This window comes from Streptomyces purpurascens (genome assembly GCF_045040895.1).
In the GTDB taxonomy this organism is placed as follows: domain Bacteria; phylum Actinomycetota; class Actinomycetes; order Streptomycetales; family Streptomycetaceae; genus Streptomyces; species Streptomyces purpurascens.
On sequence record NZ_CP108341.1, the window covers coordinates 5,798,012 to 5,818,121 of the forward strand.

At 72.4% G+C, this 20,110-nt stretch carries 18 protein-coding genes; 12 read left to right on the forward strand and 6 right to left on the reverse strand.

The window, feature by feature from the left end; translation table 11 throughout:
- The first annotated feature begins 98 nt into the window (after positions 1 to 98).
- The 10 genes from OHU35_RS26555 to OHU35_RS26600 all read left to right on the forward strand — a co-directional run bounded on the left by OHU35_RS26555 (position 99) and on the right by OHU35_RS26600 (position 12,801).
- Positions 99 to 953 (forward strand): bifunctional methylenetetrahydrofolate dehydrogenase/methenyltetrahydrofolate cyclohydrolase, encoded by an 855-nt coding sequence (locus OHU35_RS26555; protein WP_086602564.1) that lies wholly within the window; start codon positions 99 to 101, stop codon positions 951 to 953.
- A complete protein-coding gene (locus tag OHU35_RS26560; protein WP_189722785.1) occupies positions 943 to 1,554 on the forward strand; it encodes a DUF3017 domain-containing protein in 612 nt (203 codons plus the stop codon). Before OHU35_RS26555 ends, OHU35_RS26560 begins: the two co-directional genes overlap by 11 nt.
- 393 nt (positions 1,555 to 1,947) lie before the next feature.
- Positions 1,948 to 3,279: an XRE family transcriptional regulator gene (locus OHU35_RS26565; protein ID WP_229872856.1), complete on the forward strand. Its 1,332-nt coding sequence runs from the start codon at positions 1,948 to 1,950 to the stop codon at positions 3,277 to 3,279.
- A gap of 546 nt (positions 3,280 to 3,825) precedes the next feature.
- Positions 3,826 to 4,815 carry a malate dehydrogenase gene (locus tag OHU35_RS26570; RefSeq protein ID WP_189722787.1) on the forward strand — a complete coding sequence of 330 codons (990 nt, stop codon included), beginning with the start codon at positions 3,826 to 3,828 and terminating at the stop codon, positions 4,813 to 4,815.
- An 81-nt stretch (positions 4,816 to 4,896) separates the two neighbouring features.
- Positions 4,897 to 5,481, forward strand: coding sequence for a DinB family protein (locus OHU35_RS26575; RefSeq protein ID WP_359887084.1), 585 nt, complete (start codon positions 4,897 to 4,899; stop codon positions 5,479 to 5,481).
- A gap of 180 nt (positions 5,482 to 5,661) precedes the next feature.
- Positions 5,662 to 7,182: an aldehyde dehydrogenase family protein gene (locus OHU35_RS26580; protein ID WP_405507142.1), complete on the forward strand. Its 1,521-nt coding sequence runs from the start codon at positions 5,662 to 5,664 to the stop codon at positions 7,180 to 7,182.
- 67 nt (positions 7,183 to 7,249) lie between these two features.
- Positions 7,250 to 8,782: a GMC family oxidoreductase gene (locus OHU35_RS26585; RefSeq protein ID WP_405507144.1), complete on the forward strand. Its 1,533-nt coding sequence runs from the start codon at positions 7,250 to 7,252 to the stop codon at positions 8,780 to 8,782.
- Between the two features lie 41 nt (positions 8,783 to 8,823).
- Positions 8,824 to 9,894, forward strand: coding sequence for a glycine betaine/L-proline ABC transporter ATP-binding protein (locus tag OHU35_RS26590; RefSeq protein WP_189722790.1), 1,071 nt, complete (start codon positions 8,824 to 8,826; stop codon positions 9,892 to 9,894).
- Entirely contained in the window at positions 9,894 to 11,843 is a 1,950-nt protein-coding gene (locus OHU35_RS26595) for an ABC transporter permease (protein ID WP_405507146.1), read from the forward strand. Before OHU35_RS26590 ends, OHU35_RS26595 begins: the two co-directional genes overlap by 1 nt.
- 1 nt (position 11,844) lies before the next feature.
- Positions 11,845 to 12,801, forward strand: a complete 957-nt coding sequence (locus OHU35_RS26600) for an ABC transporter substrate-binding protein (RefSeq protein WP_189722792.1) — start codon at positions 11,845 to 11,847, stop codon at positions 12,799 to 12,801.
- A gap of 6 nt (positions 12,802 to 12,807) precedes the next feature.
- Here OHU35_RS26600 and OHU35_RS26605 read toward each other — a convergent pair whose 3' ends face one another.
- Genes OHU35_RS26605 through OHU35_RS26615 form a run of 3 tightly spaced genes read right to left on the reverse strand, consistent with a single transcriptional unit; the run spans position 12,808 to position 14,482 of the window.
- Positions 12,808 to 13,524 carry an isocitrate lyase/phosphoenolpyruvate mutase family protein gene (locus OHU35_RS26605; RefSeq protein ID WP_189722793.1) on the reverse strand — a complete coding sequence of 239 codons (717 nt, stop codon included), beginning with the start codon at positions 13,522 to 13,524 and terminating at the stop codon, positions 12,808 to 12,810.
- Entirely contained in the window at positions 13,521 to 13,967 is a 447-nt protein-coding gene (locus tag OHU35_RS26610) for a carboxymuconolactone decarboxylase family protein (RefSeq protein ID WP_405507148.1), read from the reverse strand. The genes OHU35_RS26605 and OHU35_RS26610 overlap by 4 nt, the downstream gene beginning before the upstream one ends.
- Positions 13,964 to 14,482 carry a carboxymuconolactone decarboxylase family protein gene (locus tag OHU35_RS26615; protein WP_405507150.1) on the reverse strand — a complete coding sequence of 173 codons (519 nt, stop codon included), beginning with the start codon at positions 14,480 to 14,482 and terminating at the stop codon, positions 13,964 to 13,966. Before OHU35_RS26615 ends, OHU35_RS26610 begins: the two co-directional genes overlap by 4 nt.
- Positions 14,483 to 14,529: 47 nt before the next feature.
- Here OHU35_RS26615 and OHU35_RS26620 point away from each other — a divergent pair, with 47 nt between their 5' ends.
- Together OHU35_RS26620 and OHU35_RS26625 are read left to right on the forward strand one after the other, a co-directional pair.
- Positions 14,530 to 15,918 (forward strand): PLP-dependent aminotransferase family protein, encoded by a 1,389-nt coding sequence (locus tag OHU35_RS26620; protein ID WP_405507152.1) that lies wholly within the window; start codon positions 14,530 to 14,532, stop codon positions 15,916 to 15,918.
- 49 nt (positions 15,919 to 15,967) lie between these two features.
- The gene (locus OHU35_RS26625; RefSeq protein ID WP_189722797.1) at positions 15,968 to 16,435 is read left to right on the forward strand and encodes a carboxymuconolactone decarboxylase family protein; all 468 of its coding nucleotides are present in this window, start codon (positions 15,968 to 15,970) and stop codon (positions 16,433 to 16,435) included.
- 83 nt (positions 16,436 to 16,518) lie between these two features.
- Here OHU35_RS26625 and OHU35_RS26630 read toward each other — a convergent pair whose 3' ends face one another.
- From OHU35_RS26630 to OHU35_RS26640, 3 genes are read right to left on the reverse strand one after another with little or no spacing between them, the layout of a single operon-like run.
- Positions 16,519 to 17,316: an aminotransferase class IV gene (locus OHU35_RS26630; protein ID WP_189723277.1), complete on the reverse strand. Its 798-nt coding sequence runs from the start codon at positions 17,314 to 17,316 to the stop codon at positions 16,519 to 16,521.
- 13 nt (positions 17,317 to 17,329) lie between these two features.
- Entirely contained in the window at positions 17,330 to 18,508 is a 1,179-nt protein-coding gene (locus OHU35_RS26635) for an FAD-dependent monooxygenase (RefSeq protein ID WP_405507154.1), read from the reverse strand.
- Complete coding sequence (locus OHU35_RS26640; RefSeq protein WP_405507156.1) at positions 18,505 to 20,106, reverse strand: class I adenylate-forming enzyme family protein; 1,602 nt, start codon at positions 20,104 to 20,106, stop codon at positions 18,505 to 18,507. The genes OHU35_RS26635 and OHU35_RS26640 overlap by 4 nt, the downstream gene beginning before the upstream one ends.
- Between the last annotated feature and the right edge of the window lie 4 nt (positions 20,107 to 20,110).

Consider the following 20,110-nt stretch of genomic DNA (forward strand, 5'->3'; position numbering starts at 1 on the left):
ACATCGCTGATCATGGGCGGATACGGGAGGAGGGGCCCTCGGTGCCCGGATTGTGGCCGGATTGGAACCGTGGGCGGGTCATCCGCGAGGATGGGGGCATGACCGCCCAGATTCTCGATGGCAAGGCCACCGCAGCCGCGATCAAGTCCGATCTGACCGCCCGCGTGGCGGCGCTGAAGGAGAAGGGCGTCACGCCCGGCCTCGGCACGATCCTGGTCGGGGACGACCCCGGCAGCCAGAAGTACGTCGCGGGCAAGCACCGCGACTGCGCGCAGGTCGGTATCGCCTCCATCCAGCGTGAGCTGCCCGCGACGGCCACGCAGGAGGAGATCGAGGCGGCCGTCCGCGAACTGAACGAGGACCCGGCCTGCACCGGGTACATCGTGCAACTCCCGCTCCCCAAGGGCATCGACGAGAACCGCATCCTTGAACTGATGGACCCGGACAAGGACGCCGACGGGCTCCACCCCATGAACCTCGGCCGCCTGGTCCTGAACGAGCCGGCCCCGCTGCCCTGCACCCCGAACGGCGTGCTGACCCTCCTGCGCCGCTACGGCGTGGAGATCAAGGGCGCGGAGGTCGTGGTGGTCGGCCGGGGCGTGACCATCGGCCGGCCGATGCCGCTGCTGCTGACGCGGCGCAGCGAGAACGCGACGGTGACCCAGTGCCACACCGGCACGCGTGATCTGTCGGCGCACCTCAAGCGCGCGGACATCATCGTCGCCGCGGCCGGTTCCGCCCATCTGATCCGCGCCGAGGACGTCAAGCCGGGCGCGGCCGTCCTCGACGTCGGTGTCTCCCGCAGCGCCGAGGGCAAGATCGTGGGCGACGTCCACCCCGACGTGGCCGAGGTCGCCGGCTGGATCTCCCCGAACCCCGGCGGAGTCGGCCCGATGACCCGTGCCCAGCTGCTCGTCAACGTGGTCGAGGCGGCGGAGCGCAGTGTCGGCTGAGCGGAGCGCGCGGAGCGCGGCGGGCGGCGGGAGCGTGGAGAGCGCCCGGGCCGGTCTGAGCGCGGAGGCCGCCGAGGCCGGCCGGGGCGTCGAGGACGGGCAGGCGGATCCGAGCGCTCCGGCCGAGCCGGGCGGGCAGGACCCGGACCAGGACGACCTCACCGTCCGGGATCCGGTCAGCGCGCCCGACGCCGAGGGGCGGCCGCGGCGGGTCACCCGGCGGTTCCCGCTGTTCACCAAGGACACCGCACGGCCCGAGGGCGGCGGCCGGGCCGTGTCCGGGGACGCGCCCGCGCCCGTGCGGCAGTGGCCCGTTCTCGCCGTGCTGGGGCTGGTGGGGCTCGGGCTGCTGGTGACCGCCTTCGACCAGTTCCGGCTCGGGACGCTGCTGATCGGCGTCGCCCTGCTGGGCAGTGGCGTGATGCGCTGGCTGCTGCCGGACGTCGGCATGCTCGCCGTCCGCTCCCGCTTCACGGACATGGTCACCTACGGCGTGCTGGGCCTGGTGATCGTCCTGCTGGCGCTGATGGCACAGCCGGAGCCGTGGCTCCAGATCCCGTTCCTGAAGGACACGCTGCACTTCACGGTCACCAGCGGATGACCGGACGGCGGTCCGTCCTCTCCCCCGAGGAAGGACGGGCCGCCGCCACGAACCACCCTCCTGCACGGCGAACGGCCTGTTCAACGGCTGTCAGAGCGCTGTGGCACGGAGGTGACAGTTCCGGTACTTCCTCTGGCGGATTACGCACGAAGTGGTGCGACAACGGGGTTGGCGTGGACAATCAGGACGGTCCGGGGGGTATCGCGCGCGGTCTCCATGCTTCTGTGCGCCCCCAGTCAGGGAACTGAGATCCTGAGTGTGCGCATCCCTGTGGGTATCCAGAACGGGGACTCGGACGAGGCCGCCAACGCGCGGGGCGAACAGCGCGGGACATATCAGCACGACCGGCACGACCGGGGGGAAGAGGGGGAAGCAATGCCTCGTTGGAGGGCCTTGCCGGATGAGCTCGATCCACAGATCAGGGAGTTCACCAGCCAGCTGCGCAGGCTCGTGGACCGCAGTGGTCTGAGCATCGCGTCGCTGGCGGACCGCACGGGTTACAGCAAGACGTCGTGGGAGCGTTATCTGAACGGCCGGCTGCTCGCGCCCAAGGGCGCGATCGTGGCGCTGGCCGAGGTCACCGGGACCAACCCGTTGCACCTGACCACCATGTGGGAGCTCGCCGAGCGCGCCTGGAGCCGCTCGGAGATGCGGCACGACATGACGATGGAGGCCATCCGGATCTCCCAGGCGCGCGCCGCGCTCGGGGAGTTCGGCGGGCAGGACTTCGGCGACCCTTCGGCCGGCTCCAAGAGCGGCGGTACGACGGCCTCCGGCGGCAAGACCGCTTCGGGCAAGTCGGCGTCCGGGGGCGACGACAAGCCCGCCCGAAGGAGCGGCAGCGCCACGGTCACGCCGGGTATCGCGGGGCCGGCCGGAGTGGCCCCGACCGTGCCGCCGCAGCCGACGGCGCCCGAGGTCCAGGACTCCTCCACCAGCGGTGGTGTGCGGGAGGACGGTGGCCGGGGCGGTGCGACCGGGGTCAACTCGTGGGGCATAGCCGGGTACCAGGGGCCGTCGCCGTCGGGCAGTCGCTCCACCGGCACCGGCACCGGCAGTGGCACCGGCACCGGCAGTGGACTCGGCACCGGCAGCGGTTCCCGGCCGGGTGCGGGTGGCGGCACTCCCGCCGGGGTGCCCGACGGGCCCGCCCGGACGCCGGGTTCGGGCGGCGGCTCGTACGACCGGTCGCCGCGGGATGCCTCCCGGGGCCGGGCGAAGGGGCCCGCCGGGGGCAAGCGGCGGACCGTGACGTTCCTCGCGGGTGTCGTGGGCGTGCTCGTGGTGATCGCCGGCGCGTTCTATCTCACCGGCGGCGGTGGCGACGACGAGGCCAAGGGCAATGCCAAGTCGCCCACGCCGAGCGCCACCACGAACCCGGACCTGCCGCCCGGTGTGAAGTGCAGCGGCGACAGCTGCACCGGCAAGGACGCGGAGAGCATGGGGTGCAGTGGTGACCTGGTCACCACGGCGCAGACCGCGACCGTCGGCAACACCGTCGTGGAGGTCCGCTACAGCGAGACCTGCAAGGCGGCCTGGGGCCGTGTCACCCAGGCGACACAGGGCGACGAGGTCCAGATCAGCGTGGGCAAGGCGAAGCAGACCGGAAGCATCACCGTCGCCGGCGACGCGATCGCGTACACCCCGATGGTGGCGGTGAAGAACGCCACCGACGCCAAGGCCTGCGCGACCTTGGCATCGGGCCAGCAGGGCTGCACGGAGTAGGCCGCCGGGCGGCGTCGCGGGCGGCCTGCCCCGGCTCGCCGCCCCAAGGGACTTGATCGGGCGCCGACACGCGGTGCCCCGGACGGCGGGTGCGGGCCGGTGGGGGTTGTTCGCGCGGTTCCCCGCGCCCCTGGAAGGTGCCTGTCGGCAGCGCCTTCCAGGGGCGCGGGGAACTGCGCGACCGGCCACGACGGCGCCGCGGCCGACGTGGCATCCGGCGCCGGACGGCCCGGTCGTCGGACCCGTCCGAACGAATTTCGGAGACGGAGGAATGGCCGGGGGAATCGGGGGCACGCGAACCGTACCCCCACGGGAGTCCGGCACGGTCGGTTCCCCCCGGCGGCCGCCTCAGTCCACCTCTCCCGGACGGGCGGCCGCCTTTTGCACGGGCCCCGGACGGGTTGTGGGGTGGGCCACACCGACCCGGCCGTGCGAGATACCGGATGCGCGATAGCCTGACCGCCGGTGGATCTCTTGATACCAAGAGATCGATCAAACGTCCGGGGCAGGGACCGCCCCACCGCCAGCTGTCATACGGAGAACGCCATGACCCGCACTCCCGTGAACGTCACCGTCACCGGCGCGGCCGGCCAGATCGGTTACGCCCTGCTCTTCCGCATCGCCTCCGGTCAGCTGCTCGGCCCGGACGTGCCGGTCAAGCTGCGCCTCCTCGAGATCACCCCGGCGCTCAAGGCCGCCGAGGGCACGGCCATGGAGCTGGACGACTGTGCGTTCCCGCTCCTGCAGGGCATCGAGATCTCGGACGACCCGAACGTCGCCTTCGACGGCGCCAACGTCGCGCTGCTCGTCGGCGCCCGCCCCCGTACCAAGGGCATGGAGCGCGGTGACCTCCTCGAGGCCAACGGCGGCATCTTCAAGCCGCAGGGCCAGGCCATCAACGCCCACGCCGCGGACGACATCAAGGTCCTGGTCGTCGGCAACCCGGCCAACACCAACGCCCTGATCGCCCAGGCCGCCGCGCCGGACGTACCGGCCGAGCGGTTCACGGCCATGACCCGCCTCGACCACAACCGCGCGCTGACGCAGCTCGCGAAGAAGACCGGCTCGACCGTCGCCGACATCAAGCGGCTGACCATCTGGGGCAACCACTCCGCCACCCAGTACCCGGACATCTTCCACGCCACGGTCGCCGGCAAGAACGCCGCCGAGGTCGTGAACGACGAGAAGTGGCTGGCCGAGGACTTCATCCCGACCGTCGCCAAGCGCGGCGCCGCCATCATCGAGGCCCGTGGCGCCTCGTCGGCCGCCTCCGCCGCGAACGCCGCCATCGACCACGTCTACTCGTGGGTCAACGGCACCGCCGACGGCGACTGGGTCTCCATGGGCATCCCGTCGGACGGTTCGTACGGCGTCCCGGAGGGCCTGATCTCCTCCTTCCCGGTCACCACCAAGGACGGCAAGTACGACATCGTCCAGGGCCTGGACATCAACGAGTTCTCCCGCGCCCGGATCGACGCCTCCGTCAAGGAGCTCGAGGAGGAGCGCGAGGCGGTCCGCGGCCTCGGCCTCATCTGACCGGAGCCTCTCCGCGCAGGCCCCCACCGGTTTCGGCCGGTGCGGGGCCTGTCGGCTGTTCCGGGTCGTAGTCTTCGCGGCATGACACCGGACGTGGAACGGGTCGTGGCCGAGATACCGCTGGAGCCGCCGCTCGCGGGCGACGAGGCCGACACGCTGGTCGGCTCCCTGGAGCGCCAGCGCAGGACGTTCGCCTGGAAGTGCGAGGGGCTGGACGAGACCGGTCTGAGCGCGCGGGTGGCCTCCTCGGCCGTCACGCTGGGCGGGCTGCTCAAGCATCTCGCCCTGGTCGAGGACCACTACCTGTCCGTGCGGCTGCTGGGGAGGGAGCCCGCGCCGCCGTGGGACGCGGTGGACTGGGACGCCGAGCCGGACTGGGAGTGGAGCTCGGCCGCCGGGGACCCGCCCGAGCAGCTGTACACACTGTGGACGGAGTCCGTGCTGCGGTCCCGGGCGAATCTGCGGGAGGTGCTCGCGGAGAGCGACGCCGGCCGCCTCGCCGCCTTCACGACCCGGGACGGCCGGTCACCGAGCGTGCGGCGGCTGCTGGTCGACCTCATCGAGGAGTACGCCCGCCACGTCGGCCACGCCGACCTCCTGCGCGAGTCGATCGACGGGCGCGTGGGCGAAGACCCCCCGGAGGGCTTCCGACCTCGGACGACCTGACGTCAGCCGCATCTGATCAGCGAGTGTTTCGCCCCTGTTTGCCCGCATTTTCAGTGACGCAGCGCACTTTCGGCCACGGATCGCGCATGCATCCGGGGGTCGAGGGCAGGCGCACTCGGTCTCTTAGTGACACACCTGTGACACAAGGGCGCTGATCAGGAACGGAAGGCGAAAGCGGTCATGGCGGAAAGCAACGTACTTCAGGCGCGCAGCACCATCCACGCGGGAGGGGAGTGGCGTGCTGCCGTCTCCGGCGCCACCCGGGAGATCCTCGACCCCGCGGACGCGCAGCCGTTCGCCGTGGTCGCGGAAGGCGACGAGAAGGACACCGACCTGGCGATCGCCGCCGCCCGGCGCGCCTTCGACGAGGGCGAGTGGCCCCGCACGCCCGTCACCGAGCGCGCCGCGCTGCTGAGGCGCGTCGCCGACCTGCTGGTGCGCGACCGCGAGCAGCTCGGGCGGCTGGAGGCCCAGGACGCGGGCAAGACCGTCGAGGAGGGCCGCGTCGACATCGACTGTGTCGCCGACGCCTTCCGCTACTTCGCCGACCTGGTCGCGGGCGAGGCTCCCGGCCGGGTCGTGGACGCGGGCTCGCCCGATGTCCACAGCGTCGTCGTGCACGAGCCCATCGGCGTCTGCGCGATGATCACGCCCTGGAACTACCCGCTGCTGCAGGCCAGCTGGAAGATCGCCCCGGCGCTCGCGGCGGGCAACACCTTCGTCATCAAGCCGAGCGAGATCACGCCGATGACGACCATCGCGGTCATCGAGCTGCTGGTCGAGGCCGGGCTGCCCGCCGGCGTCGCCAACATCGTCACCGGGCCCGGCCACTCGGTCGGCGCGCGGCTCTCCGAGCACCCCGACGTCGACCTGGTCTCCTTCACCGGCGGTCTGGTCAGCGGCACCAAGGTCGCCCAGGCCGCCGCTCCCGGCGTCAAGAAGGTCGCCCTCGAACTCGGCGGCAAGAACCCCAACGTCGTCTTCGCCGACGCCTGCGCCACCGAGGAGGGCTTCGACACCGCCGTCGACCAGGCCCTCAACGCCGCCTTCATCCACAGCGGCCAGGTCTGCTCGGCCGGTGCCCGCCTCATCATCGAGGAGTCGATCCGGGACCGCTTCGTCGCCGAACTCGCCCGCCGTGCCGAGAGGATCCGGCTCGGCCGCGGCACCGAGGACGGGGTCGAGTGCGGCCCGCTCGTCTCCGAGCAGCAGCGCGCCAAGGTCGAGATGTACGTCGAGTCCGCCCTCAAGGAGGGCGCGGTGCTGCGCTCCGGCGGCAAGCGCCCCGAGCCGTCCCCGCAGCGCCCCGAGAACGGCTACTTCTACGAGCCGACCGTCCTCGACCACTGCCACCGCGAGATGCGTGTCATCCGGGAGGAGGTCTTCGGGCCGGTCCTCACCGTCGAGACCTTCCGCACCGAGGACGAGGCCGTCACCCTCGCCAACGACACCGAGTACGGCCTCGCCGGCGGTGTCTGGACCTCCGACGCGGGCCGCGCCCGGCGGGTGGCCGGCCGGCTGCGTCACGGCACGATCTGGATCAACGACTTCCACCCCTACCTGCCGCAGGCGGAGTGGGGCGGCTTCGGCAAGAGCGGAGTGGGCCGGGAACTCGGCCCGGCCGGACTCGCCGAGTACCGAGAGACCAAGCACGTCTACCAGAACCTCGCTCCGAAGCCGGTGCGCTGGTTCGCGGGCTGACCTCCCTCACCCTTCGGACCCGACCTCTTCGTCCCCGCTGGTTCATCCCCTCTGGAGCAAGTACGCCATGTCCCACACCAGTCATGAGTACGACTATGTCGTGATAGGAGGCGGAACCGCAGGTTCCGTCATTGCCTCCCGCCTGACCGAGAACCCCGACGTCACCGTCGCCGTCATCGAGGGCGGCCCCAGCGACGTCGGCCGCGACGACGTGCTGACCCTGCGCCGCTGGATGGGCCTGCTGGGCGGCGAGCTCGACTACGACTACCCGACCACCGAGCAGCCACGCGGAAACTCGCATATCCGGCACAGCCGCGCCCGGGTCCTGGGCGGCTGCTCCTCGCACAACACCCTGATCGCCTTCAAGCCGCTGCCGGCCGACTGGGACGAGTGGGAGGCCGCCGGCGCCAAGGGCTGGGGCGCGGTGCAGATGGAGGCGTACTTCGCGCGCCTGCTCAACAACGTCGTCCCGGTCGACGAGAAGGACCGGAACGCCATCGCCCGCGACTTCGTCGACGCGGCCCAGGCGGCGCTGAACGTGCCGCGCGTGGAGGGCTTCAACAAGAAGCCGTTCACCGAGGGCGTCGGCTTCTTCGACCTCGCCTACCACCCCGAGAACAACAAGCGCTCCTCGGCGTCGGTGGCGTATCTGCACCCGGTCATGGACGAGCGGCCCAACCTGACGATCCTGCTGGAGACCTGGGCGTACAAGCTGGAGCTGGACGGCAACCGCGCCGAGGGCGTGCACGTCCGCACCAAGGACGGCGAGGAGATCCTCGTCAAGGCCCGCAACGAGGTCCTGCTCTGTGCCGGCGCGGTCGACTCGCCCCGGCTGCTGATGCACTCCGGCATCGGCCCGAAGGCGGACCTTGAGCGGCTCGGCATACCCGTGACGCACGACCTGCCGGGCATCGGCGAGAACCTGCTCGACCACCCCGAGTCGGTGATCGTGTGGGAGACCAACGGCCCCATCCCGGAGAACTCCGCGATGGACTCCGACGCGGGCCTGTTCGTGCGCCGGGACCCCGAACAGCCGCACCCCGACCTGATGTTCCACTTCTACCAGATCCCGTTCACGGACAACCCGGAGCGACTGGGCTACCAGCGGCCGGAGTTCGGCGTCTCGATGACCCCGAACATCCCCAAGCCGAAGAGCCGCGGCCGGCTCTACCTGACCAGCGCCGACCCCGAGGTCAAGCCGGCCCTGGACTTCCGCTACTTCACCGACGAGGACGACTACGACGGTCAGACCCTCGTCGACGGCATCAAGATCGCCCGTGAGATCGCCAAGACCGAGCCGCTGGCCGGATGGCTCAAGCGCGAGGTGGCGCCCGGCCCGGACGTGACCGACGACGCGGAGCTCAGCGAGTACGCCCGCAAGGTCGCGCACACCGTCTACCACCCCGCGGGCACCTGCAAGATGGGCGACAGCGACGACCGGCTCGCGGTCGTCGACCCCGAGCTGCGCGTCCGCGGCCTGGAGGGCATCCGCATCGCGGACGCCTCCGTGTTCCCCACCATGACCACCGTGAACCCGATGATCGGCGTGCTCATGGTCGGGGAGAAGGCCGCCGAGCTGATCGGTGGTGGTGACCGGTGACCGAGATCCCGACCCTCGAACCCCCCACAGAGGAGCAGAGCATGGACACCACCCCCGTCTTCTCGGTGGAGGGCCTGTGGAAGGTGTTCGGCCCCAAGGCCGAGCGCGTCCCCGCCGACCCCGAGCTCACCGCCCTCGACCCCGCCGAGCTGCGCTCGCGCACCGGCTGCACGGCCGCCGTCCGCGACGTCAGCTTCGATGTGCGCAAGGGCGAGGTCTTCGTCGTCATGGGCCTGTCCGGCTCCGGCAAGTCCACGCTGGTGCGCTGTCTGACCCGGCTCATCGAGCCGACGGCCGGCACCATCGCCATCGACGGCGAGGACGTCCGCGCCATGGACCGCTCCCGGCTGCGCGAACTGCGCCGCCACCGCGCCGCCATGGTCTTCCAGCACTTCGGCCTGCTGCCGCACCGCACCGTCCTCGACAACGTCGCCTACGGCCTGGAGATCCAGGGCATGGGCAAGGCCGAGCGGCGTGAGCGCGCCGCCGAGGTCGTCGCCAAGGTCGGTCTGGAAGGCATGGAGCACCGCCGCCCCAGCCAGCTCTCCGGCGGCCAGCGGCAGCGCGTCGGCCTGGCCCGCGCGCTCGCCGTCGACCCCGCGGTCCTGCTCTTCGACGAGCCGTTCAGCGCGCTCGACCCCCTCATCCGGCGGGAGATGCAGGAGGAGGTGATCCGGCTGCACCGCGAGGAGGGCCGCACGATGGTCTTCATCACCCATGACCTCCAGGAGGCCCTCAAGCTGGGCGACCGCATCGCCCTGATGCGCGACGGCCGGGTCGTGCAGCTCGGCACGCCCGAGGAGATCGTGGGCTCGCCCGCCGACGACTACGTCCGCGAGTTCGTCCGGGACGTCCCGCGCGAGCAGGTCCTCACCGTCCGTACGGCCATGCGCAACCCCTCGGCGGACCTGGACGGCAGCGGACCGGCGGTGCGGCCCGACGCGACGGTCTCCGAGGCGATCGAGGCCGTCGCCCGCGCCGGCGCTCCGGCCCGGGTCGTGGACGACGGCCGGTGCGTGGGGATGGTCGACTCCGACACGCTGCTCGGTGTCGTCGCCGGCACGGAGCAGCCAGCTCCGCCCGGGACGGAGAAGTCCAAGGAGGCGGTGTGATGGCGACCATCACCGCGAACCCGCCCCGGGTCGGCCTGCCCGGCCTCCTCAAGCACCGGGCCGTGCACAAGCTGCTGCTCCTCGCCCTGGCCGCCGCGATCCTCGTCCCCCTGGCCAACGCCCGCTGGGCGAGCGGCAGCTGGCCCACCGCCCTGACCGTCGACTTCTCCGAGCCGCTCGCCAAGGCCAGCGACTGGATCATCGACAACCGCGACAGCCACCCGCTGTTCCTGTACTTCTTCGGCCACGTCAGCAACGTCGTCGTCATCGCCGTACGAGCCGTCTACCTCGGCCTCCTGGCCGTCGGCTGGGCGGGCGTCACCGCCCTGGGCGCGCTGGTCGCCTGGCGCGTCGCCGGCATCCGGCTCGCGCTCGGCACGGGCGTCGCGTTCCTGGCCTGCGGCCTGCTCGGCATGTGGGTGCCCACCATGCAGACGCTCGCCCTGATGGTCGTCGCGGTCCTCGCGTCGGTCGTGGTGGGCGCGCTGCTCGGGCTCGCCGCCGGGCTGTCCGACCGGATGGACCGCCTCCTGCGCCCGGTCCTGGACACCATGCAGGTGCTCCCGGCCTTCGCCTATCTGCTGCCGGTGGTGCTGGTCTTCGGCATCGGCGTCCCGGCGGCCGTCCTGGCCACCGTCATCTACGCCGCCCCGCCCATGGCCCGCCTGACCTCGCTCGGTCTGCGCGGCGCCGACAAGGAGGTGCTGGAGGCGGTCGAGTCACTCGGCTCCACCGCACGCCAGCGGCTGCTGACGGCCCGTATCCCGCTGGCCCGCAAGGAACTCCTGCTCGGCCTCAACCAGACGATCATGATGGCGCTGTCGATGGCCGTCATCGCGGCCGTCATCGGCGCGGGCGGTCTCGGTGACCGCGTCTACCAGGCACTGGCCTCGGTCGACGTCGGTGCCGCGCTCGCCGCCGGTATCCCGATCGTGCTGCTGGCCGTCGTCCTGGACCGAGTCACGGGCGCGGCGGGGGAGCGGCTCGGCGCCGAACCGGAGCCCCGGCGCGGGCTCGGCTGGCTGTACGCCCTGGTCGCCTTCGCCGCCGTGGCGGTCGCCGGGCGCCTCGTCGGCCGGCTCGACTGGCCCGAGTCGTGGGTCGTCGGCATCGCCGAGCCCGTCAACCGCGCGGTCGACTGGATGACCGCGCACCTCTACTCCGGCGTCCCCGTGATCGGCGGCACCGCCGACTGGGCGGGCCACTTCACCACCTGGGTCCTCGACCCGATGCGTGACGGCCTGCAGACGCTGCCCTGGTGGGGCGTCCTGCTGATCGTCGCCGCCCTGGCCTGGGTGATCGGCACCTGGCGCACCGCGCTCACCGCCGTCCTCGCCATGGCCGCGATCGGCGTGCTCGGCGTCTGGAAGCCGTCCCTCGACACCCTGTCGCAGGTCCTCGCGGCCGTCGCCGTCACCCTCGTCGTCGGCTTCGCCGTCGGTATCGCCGCAGCCCGCAGCGACCGCCTGGAGCGGCTGCTGCGCCCGGTCCTGGACGTGTTCCAGACGATGCCGCAGTTCGTGTACCTGATCCCGGTCGTCGCCCTGTTCGGCGTCGGCCGCGCCCCGGCCGTCGCGGCCGCGATCGTGTACGCGCTGCCGGCCGTCGTCCGGATCACCACCCAGGGCCTGCGCCAGGTCGACCCGGCCGCGCTGGAGGCCTCCGGCTCGCTCGGCGCGACCAGCTGGCAGCAGCTGAGGCAGGTCCAGCTCCCGCTGGCCCGCCCGGCCTTGCTGCTCGCTGTCAACCAGGGCCTCGTCCTGGTCCTCGCCGTCGTCGTCATCGGCGGCCTGGTCGGCGGTGGCGCGCTCGGCTACGACGTGGTCTTCGGCCTCGCCCAGGGCGACCTGGCGACCGGTCTGGTGGCCGGCGGGGCGATCGTCTGCCTCGGCCTGATGCTCGACCGGGTGACCCAGCCCACCGAACGCCGCGCGAAGAAGGGAGCGTGACATGCGAGTCCGTACGACTGCCATGATCGCCGCCGTGAGCTCCCTGGCGCTGCTCACCGGCTGCGGCGCCGCCGACATGACCAAGCAGTCCTCGCCCTTCGCCAACGCGCAGGGCGCCAAGTCCGTGACCCTGTCCGTGCAGTCCTGGGTGGGCGCGCAGGCCAACGTGGCCGTCGCCCAGTACCTCCTGGAGCACGAGCTGGGCTACCGCGTCGACACCGTCCAGGTCGACGAGGTGCCCGCCTGGGACGCGCTCAGCCAGGGCCGCGTCGACGCGCTCCTGGAGGACTGGGGCCACCCCGAGCAGGAGCAGCGGTACGTCAAGGACAAGAAGACGATCGCGCCCGGCGGCGGACTCGGCGTCACCGGGCACATCGGCTGGTTCGTCCCGACGTACTTCGCCAAGAAGCACCCGGACGTCACCAACTGGAAGAACCTCAACAAGTACGCCGATCAGTTCCGCACCCCGGAGAGCGGCAGCAAGGGCCAGCTGATGGACGGTTCGCCGTCCTATGTCACCAACGACAAGGCGCTGGTGAAGAACCTGAAGCTGGACTACCAGGTGGTGTTCGCCGGCTCCGAGGCGGCACAGATCACCCAGATGAGGCAGTTCGCCAAGGAGAAGAAGCCCTTCCTCACCTACTGGTACTCCCCTCAGTGGCTGTTCAAGAAGGTCCCGATGACCGAGGTGAAGCTGCCGGCGTACAAGGAGGGCTGCGACGCCGACCTGGAGAAGGTCGCCTGCGCCTACCCGCACACGCCGCTGCAGAAGTACCTCAACGCGGACTTCGCCAAGAACGGCGGCAAGGCGGCGGCGTTCCTGAAGAAGTTCAAGTGGACGACCGAGGACCAGAACGAGGTCTCCCTGCTGATCGCCGACAAGAAGATGACCCCGGAGGAGGCGGCGAAGAAGTGGGTGGACAGCCACAAGTCCACGTGGAAGAAGTGGCTGTCCTGACCTGCCCTACGTCAGCTGAGCGGCGATCTCCCGCAGGGCCCGGGCGGCCCGCCGCTGGAGTCCCGGCCCGAAGGTGATCCGGGTGGCCCCTCGCGCGCCGAGTTCGGCGGGCGAGGGGCCCTCGTCGGTCAGGGCTCCCACGTTGACGGGCCCCTGGATCCCGGCCCGCAGCAAGGGCAGCACCTCGTACGGGGCCCCGATCGGGTAGACACAGTCGGCGCCCGCGGCGACGTACAACGCGGCCCGCTCGATGGCCCGTCCGGGATCGGCGACCCCGCAGGCGAAGGTGTCCACGCGCGCGTTCACGAACAGCCGGTCGCCGGCCGCGGCCCGCACCTCGGCCAGCCGGTCGGCGTGCGCGCGCGGGTCCTTGAGCACCCCGTCCTCGGAGTCCTCCAGATTGCAGCCCACCGCCCCCGTCTCCAGCAGCCGCTCCACCAGCTCCTTCGGCGCGAGTCCGTAGCCGCCCTCGACGTCCGCCGACACCGGCACGTCGACGGCACGGACGATCCGGGCGACCGCGGCGAACATCTCGTCGGCCGGGGTCTGTCCGTCCGCGTACCCCAGGGACGCGGCGACCCCGGCGCTGGGTGTGGCGAGCGCCGGGAAGCCCGCCTCCACGAACACCCGGGCACTGGCCGCGTCCCAGGGGCCGGGCAGGACCAGGGGATCGCCGGGCACCCGGTGGTGGTGCAGGGCGCGGAACACATCGGCCTTGCTCATGGCGTGTAACCCCCCGGCGGGATCCGGCGGCTCACCATCACCCGGTTCCAGTTGTTGATGGCGACGACCAGCCCGATCAGATGGGCCAGCCGGGCCTCGTCGAAGTGCTTGGCGGCGTTCTCGTACACCTCGTCCGGCACGAAGCCCTCCGTCAGGAGAGTCACCGCCTCCGTCAGCGCCAGCGCGGCCCGCTCCCGCTCGTCGAAGACGTCCTCGGCCTCCTCCCACGCGGCCAGCAGGTCGAGCTGCTTCTCACTCACCCCGTACTCGCGGGCGATCGCGAGATGCATGTCGAGGCAGAACGCGCAGTGGTTGAGCTGCGAGGCGCGGATCATGACGAGTTCGGCCAGGGCCGGGTCGCCGAGGCCCTGCTTGGCGACCTTGCTGAGCGCGGACATGGCCCCGCCGACCGCCGGGTCCAGCAGCCGGGTCCGGGTCGTCACTTGTACTGGCCCGGCTGGTAGTGCCCCGGCGTCATCCGGCAGGTCACGCCGAACCGGTTCCAGGCGTTGATCACCGTGATCGCGGCGATCAGCTGCGCCAGCTCCGCCTCGTCGAAGTGCTCGGCGGCCCGCTCGTACACCTCGTCCGGCACGAAGCCGTCCGTCAGGACCGTCACGGCCTCGGTCAGCTCCAGCGCCGCGAGCTCCTTGGCCGTGTAGAAGTGCCGCGACTCGTCCCAGGCGCCGAGCTGCACGATCCGCTCGACGCTCTCGCCCGTCGCGAGGGCGTCCTTGGTGTGCATGTCGATGCAGAAGGCGCAGTGGTTGATCTGGGAGGCGCGGATCTTCACCAGCTCGTACAGCGTGTGGTCCAGGCCCTGCCGGGCGGCGGTCTCCAGCCGGACCATCGCCTTGTAGACGTCGGGCGCGTGCTTGGCCCACTCCAGGCGGGCGGGCCGCTCGGCGGCGTACTCCACGCTCGTCGGGGTCGTCGTCTCATCGGGGTGCGTCGTCATGCCTTCGACCCTAGGAAGGAAGCAGCCCAGGAGTATGGTCCATTTCCATGGCGGAACCATGGGCCACTCTGGGCATCGACCTGCACGTGGAGCCGACCGGTCCGGGCCTGCGCCGCGGGTTGACCGACGCCCTGCGCGAGGCGGTGCGCTCCGGCCGGCTAACCCCCGGCACCCGGCTGCCCTCCTCCCGCGCGCTCGCCGCCGACCTGGGCATCGCCCGCAACACGGTCGCCGACGCCTACGCCGACCTGGTCGCCGAGGGCTGGCTCACCGCCCGGCAGGGCTCGGGGACCCGGGTCGCCGCGAGGACGGTCGTCCCGCCGGCCGGTACGGCACGCCACCCCCGCGCCCGCACCCGCCCGGCCTACGACCTGCGCCCCGGCAGCCCCGACCTCGCGTCCTTCCCGCGCGCGGAGTGGCTCAAGGCCGCCCGCCGCGCCCTCACCGCCGCCCCGTACGACGCGCTGGACTACGGCGACCCCCGGGGCCGCCCGGAGCTGCGGACCGCGCTCGCCGGCTACCTCTCCCGGGCCCGGGGCGTACGCGCCGACCCCGAACGGATCGTGGTGTGCGCCGGATTCGCGCACGGCCTGAAGCTGCTCGGCACGGCCCTGCGGGCACGCGGGGCCCGGACCGTCGTGGTCGAGTCGTACGGGCTCGACACGCACTGGAGGCTCCTCGCCGCGTCCGGCCTGCGCACCGTCCCGCTGCCCTTCGACGGACTGGGCACGGACCCGGGCGAGTTGTCCGGCGCCGACGCGATCCTCCTCACCCCCGCCCACCAGTTCCCCATGGGCGTGCCCCTGCACCGCGACCGCCGTGCGGCCGTCGTGGACTGGGCGCGCCGCACCGGCGGGCTGGTGCTGGAGGACGACTACGACGGCGAGTTCCGCTACGACCGGCAGCCCGTGGGCGCGCTCCAGGGCCTGGACCCCGACCGGGCGGTGTACCTGGGCACCGCCAGCAAGTCCCTCGCCCCCGGGCTGCGGCTGGCCTGGGCGGTGCTGCCGCCGGGCCTCGCCGAGGAGGTCGCGGCGGCGAAGGGCGGCGTCGACACCTGCGGGGTGCTGGACCAGCTGACCCTGGCCGAGTTCCTCGCCTCCGGGGCCTACGACCGCCATGTGCGCGCGACCCGCCTGCGCTACCGCCGCCGCCGGGACGCCCTGGTCGCCGCCGTCGCGGCCCGTGCTCCCGAGGCCCGGGTTACCGGCATCGCGGCCGGTCTGCACGTCCTGCTGCGGCTGCCGCCCGGCACCGAGCAGTCCGTGGTCCAGGCCGCCCACTGGCGGGGCCTCGCCGTCCACGGACTCGCCCGCTATCAGCACCCCGCCGCGCGCGCCGAGCCCGTCGACGCGCTGGTCGTCGGCTACGGGACACCACCGGACCACGCCTGGTCCGGGGCGCTGGACGCACTGTGCGCGGTACTGCCCGGATAATCGCGCGAATTCCCCTTCGAGAATGCGCTTCCGAGGATATGGTCACCTCATGAGTGAAAGCCTTTCCCCGTCCCGCGTGGCCCTGAAGAAAATCACCCCGGACGTCTCCGCCGCAATGGGTTCCCTGCACTCCGCCGCCGTTTCCGCGGCGCAGGACGCCAAGGTCGAACCGGAACTGCTCGAACTGGTCAGGATCCGCGCCTCGCAGATCAACGGCTGCGCGTTCTGCCTCGACATGCACACCAAGGACGCCCGCGCCCAGGGCGAGACCGAGCAGCGCCTCTACACCCTGAACGCCTGGCGGGAGACGCCTTTCTTCACCGAGCGGGAGCGCGCCGCACTGGCGCTGACCGAGGCCGTGACCCTGGTCCACGACGGTCGCGTCCCGGACGCGGTGTACGCCGAGGCGGCCGAGGTGTTCGACGAGAACCAGATCGCCGCGTTGATCTGGGCGGCCACCGTCATCAATGCCTACAACCGCATCGCGATAGCCACGCGTATGGTGCCGAAAGACTGAAAGAACTGAAACGAACAGCGGAAATCACGCCGGGTCGAATTCCTTCGACCCGGCGTCGTCATGTCTTCTGTTCTTCTGCGAATTCAGCTCGGCAGCGGCTCCATGAGGCCGTCCAGCCAGGTCCGCCATTCCGCGGCCCGCTGTGCCGGAGGCACCCGCATCGGGCGTCCCGTCCAGCCCGTCACGGGCCGGAGCCCGTGCAGCGCGTTCACCAGCCACACCTCACGGCCGTCCAACTCGGCCACGGTCCGCTCGCGGTGCGCGATCCGGATCCCGGACCGCAGCGCCCGCTCCTGGACGAGCCCGGCCGTCACACCCGGCAGGACGGGCAGCCGGGGCGGGGGCAGGCACAGGGTGTCGTCCTCCCACCACAGCACGCTGGCGGTGGCCGACTCCAGCACCGTGCCCGAGGGCGCGATCAGCACCGCCTCCTCCGCGCCCTCGCCTGCGGCCCGGCGACGCACCCGGGCCAGGGTCTCCAGGTCCGGGCCCTTGCGCCGGGGCACGGTCCGCGGGTCGGGCTGGCCCGCCGCCCACAGCCGGATCTCCGTGCCGAGCGCCGGGGCGGGACGCACCAGCAGCCGCAACTCCAGGGAGCCCGCCGCGAGTTCCACCCGCGGGAACCACTCACCCGTGCGCGGCAGCGCGGCGGTCACGTCCTGCCAGAACGCGACGAGCCGGCGCGGCTCCGGCCCGCCGCACTCGACGCAGGACCGCGAGAACCGCTCCCGGTGCCGGGCATAGGCCCGCACCCGGCCCTCGCGCAGCAGCCACGAGTCCGCGACGAGCAGTCGTCCCCCGGCCTCCTGGTCCGGGGCGGGGGCCAGGCCACGGCCGGGCGTCCACGTCCACACGCCTTCCGCCACCGCCGGTCGTGTCACCACCAGGGCCTCCTCAGTACTTGCGGCCCGCGACGGCCGGTGCCCCGTTCCGGGGCCCGTACGGCGCGTGCTCCAGCCATGATCCGCACCACGGCAGCACCGGCGCCAGGGCCGCCGCAGCCCGCTGCCTGACCCGGACGATACGGCGGTGCGGCCGCAGCTGGTCCAGGGCCGTACCGGCGGCGGCGCTGTTGAACAGGCCCGCCGCCCGCCGCACCTCCGCGAAGCGCGCGACCGCCTCGCGGGTCCCCGCGGCGATCGCCTCGGCGGCGGCCGCCGCGTCCGCGATCCCGCTGTTCATGCCGCGTGCCCCGAACGGCGGGAAGAGATGCGCCGCCTCCCCGGCCAGCAGCACGCGCCCGTGCGGATCGGTGAACGAGGCCGCCACCTTGCGCAGGAAGCGGTACGTCGACACCCACAGGATCCGCTCGCCGTAGCCGTCCCCGACGATCGCGGGCAGCCAGCGCCGTACGGCCTCCTCGGTCCCGAACTCCTCCTGCGCGTCGTCGTCCCGGCACTGCAGGTCGACCTGGAAGCCCCCGGTGAACGGCACCCGCATCACACTGCGCCCGCCGACCCCGGGATGCTCGTAGTGGAAGACCCGCTCCAGCGGCAGCTCCGCGCCCGGCACGTCGGCGACGTCCACCACGACGTGGAAGCCCTCGCCGTGCGTGCCCTCCATGGGGATGCCCAGCTCGCGCCGGATCGCAGAGCGGGCGCCGTCGGCGGCCACGGCGTACGCGCCGGTCCACACCCGCCCGTCCTCACCCGTCAGCCGGACCCCCGTATCCGAGGTGCTCACGCCCGCCACGCGGGCGCCCCACACGAACTCCACCCCGGCCCCCTCGCAGGCCGCGCGCAGGAACCGTTCGGTGTCGGTCTGGCGCAGGCTGGTGAAGGGCGGCGGACCGGACGGCGGCGGGAACGTGCGGGCGTAGACCTCACGTCCCCGGTAGAGGGTGCGCCGGGTGTGCCAGGTCCGCCCGTACGAGGTGATCTCGGCGGCGAGACCGGGCAGCATCGCGTCCAGCAGGCCCAGGGTCTCCCGGTGCACGAACAGGGCCCGGCTGCCGGGCCGTTCCCGGTCCTCGGGGTCGGCCTCCAGCAGCACGACCGGGAGTCCGTGCCCGCGCAGCGCCAGAGCCGCCGACAGGCCGACGGGTCCGGCGCCGACGACCACGACCGGCGTCATGCCCGGGCGCCTTCGGCCCTGGTGCCGGCCAGCATCCGGGCGATCTCCACGCGCTTCACCTTCCACGTCGCGGTCATCGGCAGGTCCTCGAACCGCCACTGCCGCGGCTCGGCCATCGCCGGCAGCCCCGCCGTCGCCTGCCGCCAGCGCTCCGGGTCCAGGGGCCGCTCGCCGCGCACGCACACCACCGGCACCGGCTCGCGGTCCGCGCCCGGCACGATGACGACCTCGCGCAGCTCCTCCAGCCGGGACATCAGCGCGTCCTCGACCTCCAGATTGCTGTGCACGGCGTCGATCTGGTCCACCTCACGGTCGATCAGGTACAGCCCGCCCAGGCGGCTCCGGTAGCCCATGTCGCCCATCTCCCACCAGCCGTCGGTGAGCTGACGGTCGTAGCGCTCCGGCATGCCGAGGTAGGTGAGGATCCGGCCCCGGGTGCGGGCCTCGATCCGGCCGGGCGTCCCGGGCGCGACCCGTCGGCCCTCGGCGTCGGTGACACGGACCCGGGTGAAGCCGGGTATCCCGATCCCGACCCGGCGCCCGTCCACCCGGGCGGCACCGCGCCGGGTCACCACCTGGAACGCCACCGGGCCCGTCTCGCTCTGCCCGTACAGCTGGATCAGCCAGGGCGTACGGCGCCGGGAGGCACCCAGCAGCCGCCGTACGGTGCGCGGATGGATCGCGTCGAACGTGGAGCCGTACGACCGGACCCGGGACAGCGGGGCCCCGGGCGCGTCGGCCAGCTCCTCCCACAGCACGAACGTGTTGGGATGCGTCTCCACGATCCCGGGCCGGTGCCGGACCAGCAGCGGGCCCACCGCGGCCGGATCCGGGTCGGTGATCAGCACGAGCGGGCTGCCGAAGTGCAGCAGGACGCCCAGCAGATGGTAGAAGCGCGAGTGCACGAAGGACATGTGCAGCGCAGCCGGCTCGCCACGGGTGGGCCAGCCCATCGCCTGCTGCGGCACGAGCCGGTTCCACATGGTCTGCGCGCAGTGCACGGCCAGCTTCGGCACGCCGGTGGTGCCCGAGCTGTGGGTGATCAGGGCGGGTTCGCGCGGGTGGAGCCGGACCGGCGGGGGCGGCTCGGCGCCGGCGTACTTCGCCAGGGGCTCCGCCCCGGGAGCGTCGTCCACGGAGAGCGTCCGCCGCACGAGCCCGGACAGGGCGAGGTCCTTCAGACCGTCCAGGGTGGCGCTGTCGGTGATCAGCCAGGGGCGGCGCAGCCGTGCGAGGAGCTGCCCGGCCACCTGAGGGGCCAGCGCGGGCGACAGCAGCACGGGCACGGCGCCGATCCTGGAGGCGGCGCAGGTCAGCAGCATGATGTCGACGTTGTCGGCCTTGTGCACGACGACCTGCTCCGAGGGCCGCACCCCGGCCTCCCACAGCCGGCCCGACAGCTCCTCGACCACGTCGGCGAGCACCGTGTAGCTCAGGTCGACCCCGAGGGAGGGGCTGACGTCCAGCGGCCGGTCCAGGGTGACGAAGACGGCCCCGTGCCGGTCGGCGGCACGCCGGAAGACCGGTCCCAGCCAGAAGGCGCGATCGGCGAGCGAGGGCAAGGGCAGGGACAAGGGCCGGTCCTGGGACTTTCGCATGCGG

Bases quoted from the DNA above. Each gene is read 5' to 3' on its own strand.
- OHU35_RS26600 (WP_189722792.1), top strand. From the start codon at position 11,845: ATGCGAGTCCGTACGACTGCCATGATCGCCGCCGTGAGCTCCCTGGCG.
- OHU35_RS26580 (WP_405507142.1), top strand. From the start codon at position 5,662: ATGGCGGAAAGCAACGTACTTCAGGCGCGCAGCACCATCCACGCGGGA.
- OHU35_RS26635 (WP_405507154.1), bottom strand. From the start codon at position 18,508: ATGACGCCGGTCGTGGTCGTCGGCGCCGGACCCGTCGGCCTGTCGGCG.
- OHU35_RS26615 (WP_405507150.1), bottom strand. From the start codon at position 14,482: ATGACGACGCACCCCGATGAGACGACGACCCCGACGAGCGTGGAGTAC.
- OHU35_RS26605 (WP_189722793.1), bottom strand. From the start codon at position 13,524: ATGAGCAAGGCCGATGTGTTCCGCGCCCTGCACCACCACCGGGTGCCC.
- OHU35_RS26575 (WP_359887084.1), top strand. From the start codon at position 4,897: ATGACACCGGACGTGGAACGGGTCGTGGCCGAGATACCGCTGGAGCCG.
- OHU35_RS26585 (WP_405507144.1), top strand. From the start codon at position 7,250: ATGTCCCACACCAGTCATGAGTACGACTATGTCGTGATAGGAGGCGGA.
- OHU35_RS26595 (WP_405507146.1), top strand. From the start codon at position 9,894: ATGGCGACCATCACCGCGAACCCGCCCCGGGTCGGCCTGCCCGGCCTC.
- OHU35_RS26625 (WP_189722797.1), top strand. From the start codon at position 15,968: ATGAGTGAAAGCCTTTCCCCGTCCCGCGTGGCCCTGAAGAAAATCACC.
- OHU35_RS26555 (WP_086602564.1), top strand. From the start codon at position 99: ATGACCGCCCAGATTCTCGATGGCAAGGCCACCGCAGCCGCGATCAAG.
- OHU35_RS26570 (WP_189722787.1), top strand. From the start codon at position 3,826: ATGACCCGCACTCCCGTGAACGTCACCGTCACCGGCGCGGCCGGCCAG.
- OHU35_RS26640 (WP_405507156.1), bottom strand. From the start codon at position 20,106: ATGCGAAAGTCCCAGGACCGGCCCTTGTCCCTGCCCTTGCCCTCGCTC.
- OHU35_RS26620 (WP_405507152.1), top strand. From the start codon at position 14,530: ATGGCGGAACCATGGGCCACTCTGGGCATCGACCTGCACGTGGAGCCG.
- OHU35_RS26590 (WP_189722790.1), top strand. From the start codon at position 8,824: ATGGACACCACCCCCGTCTTCTCGGTGGAGGGCCTGTGGAAGGTGTTC.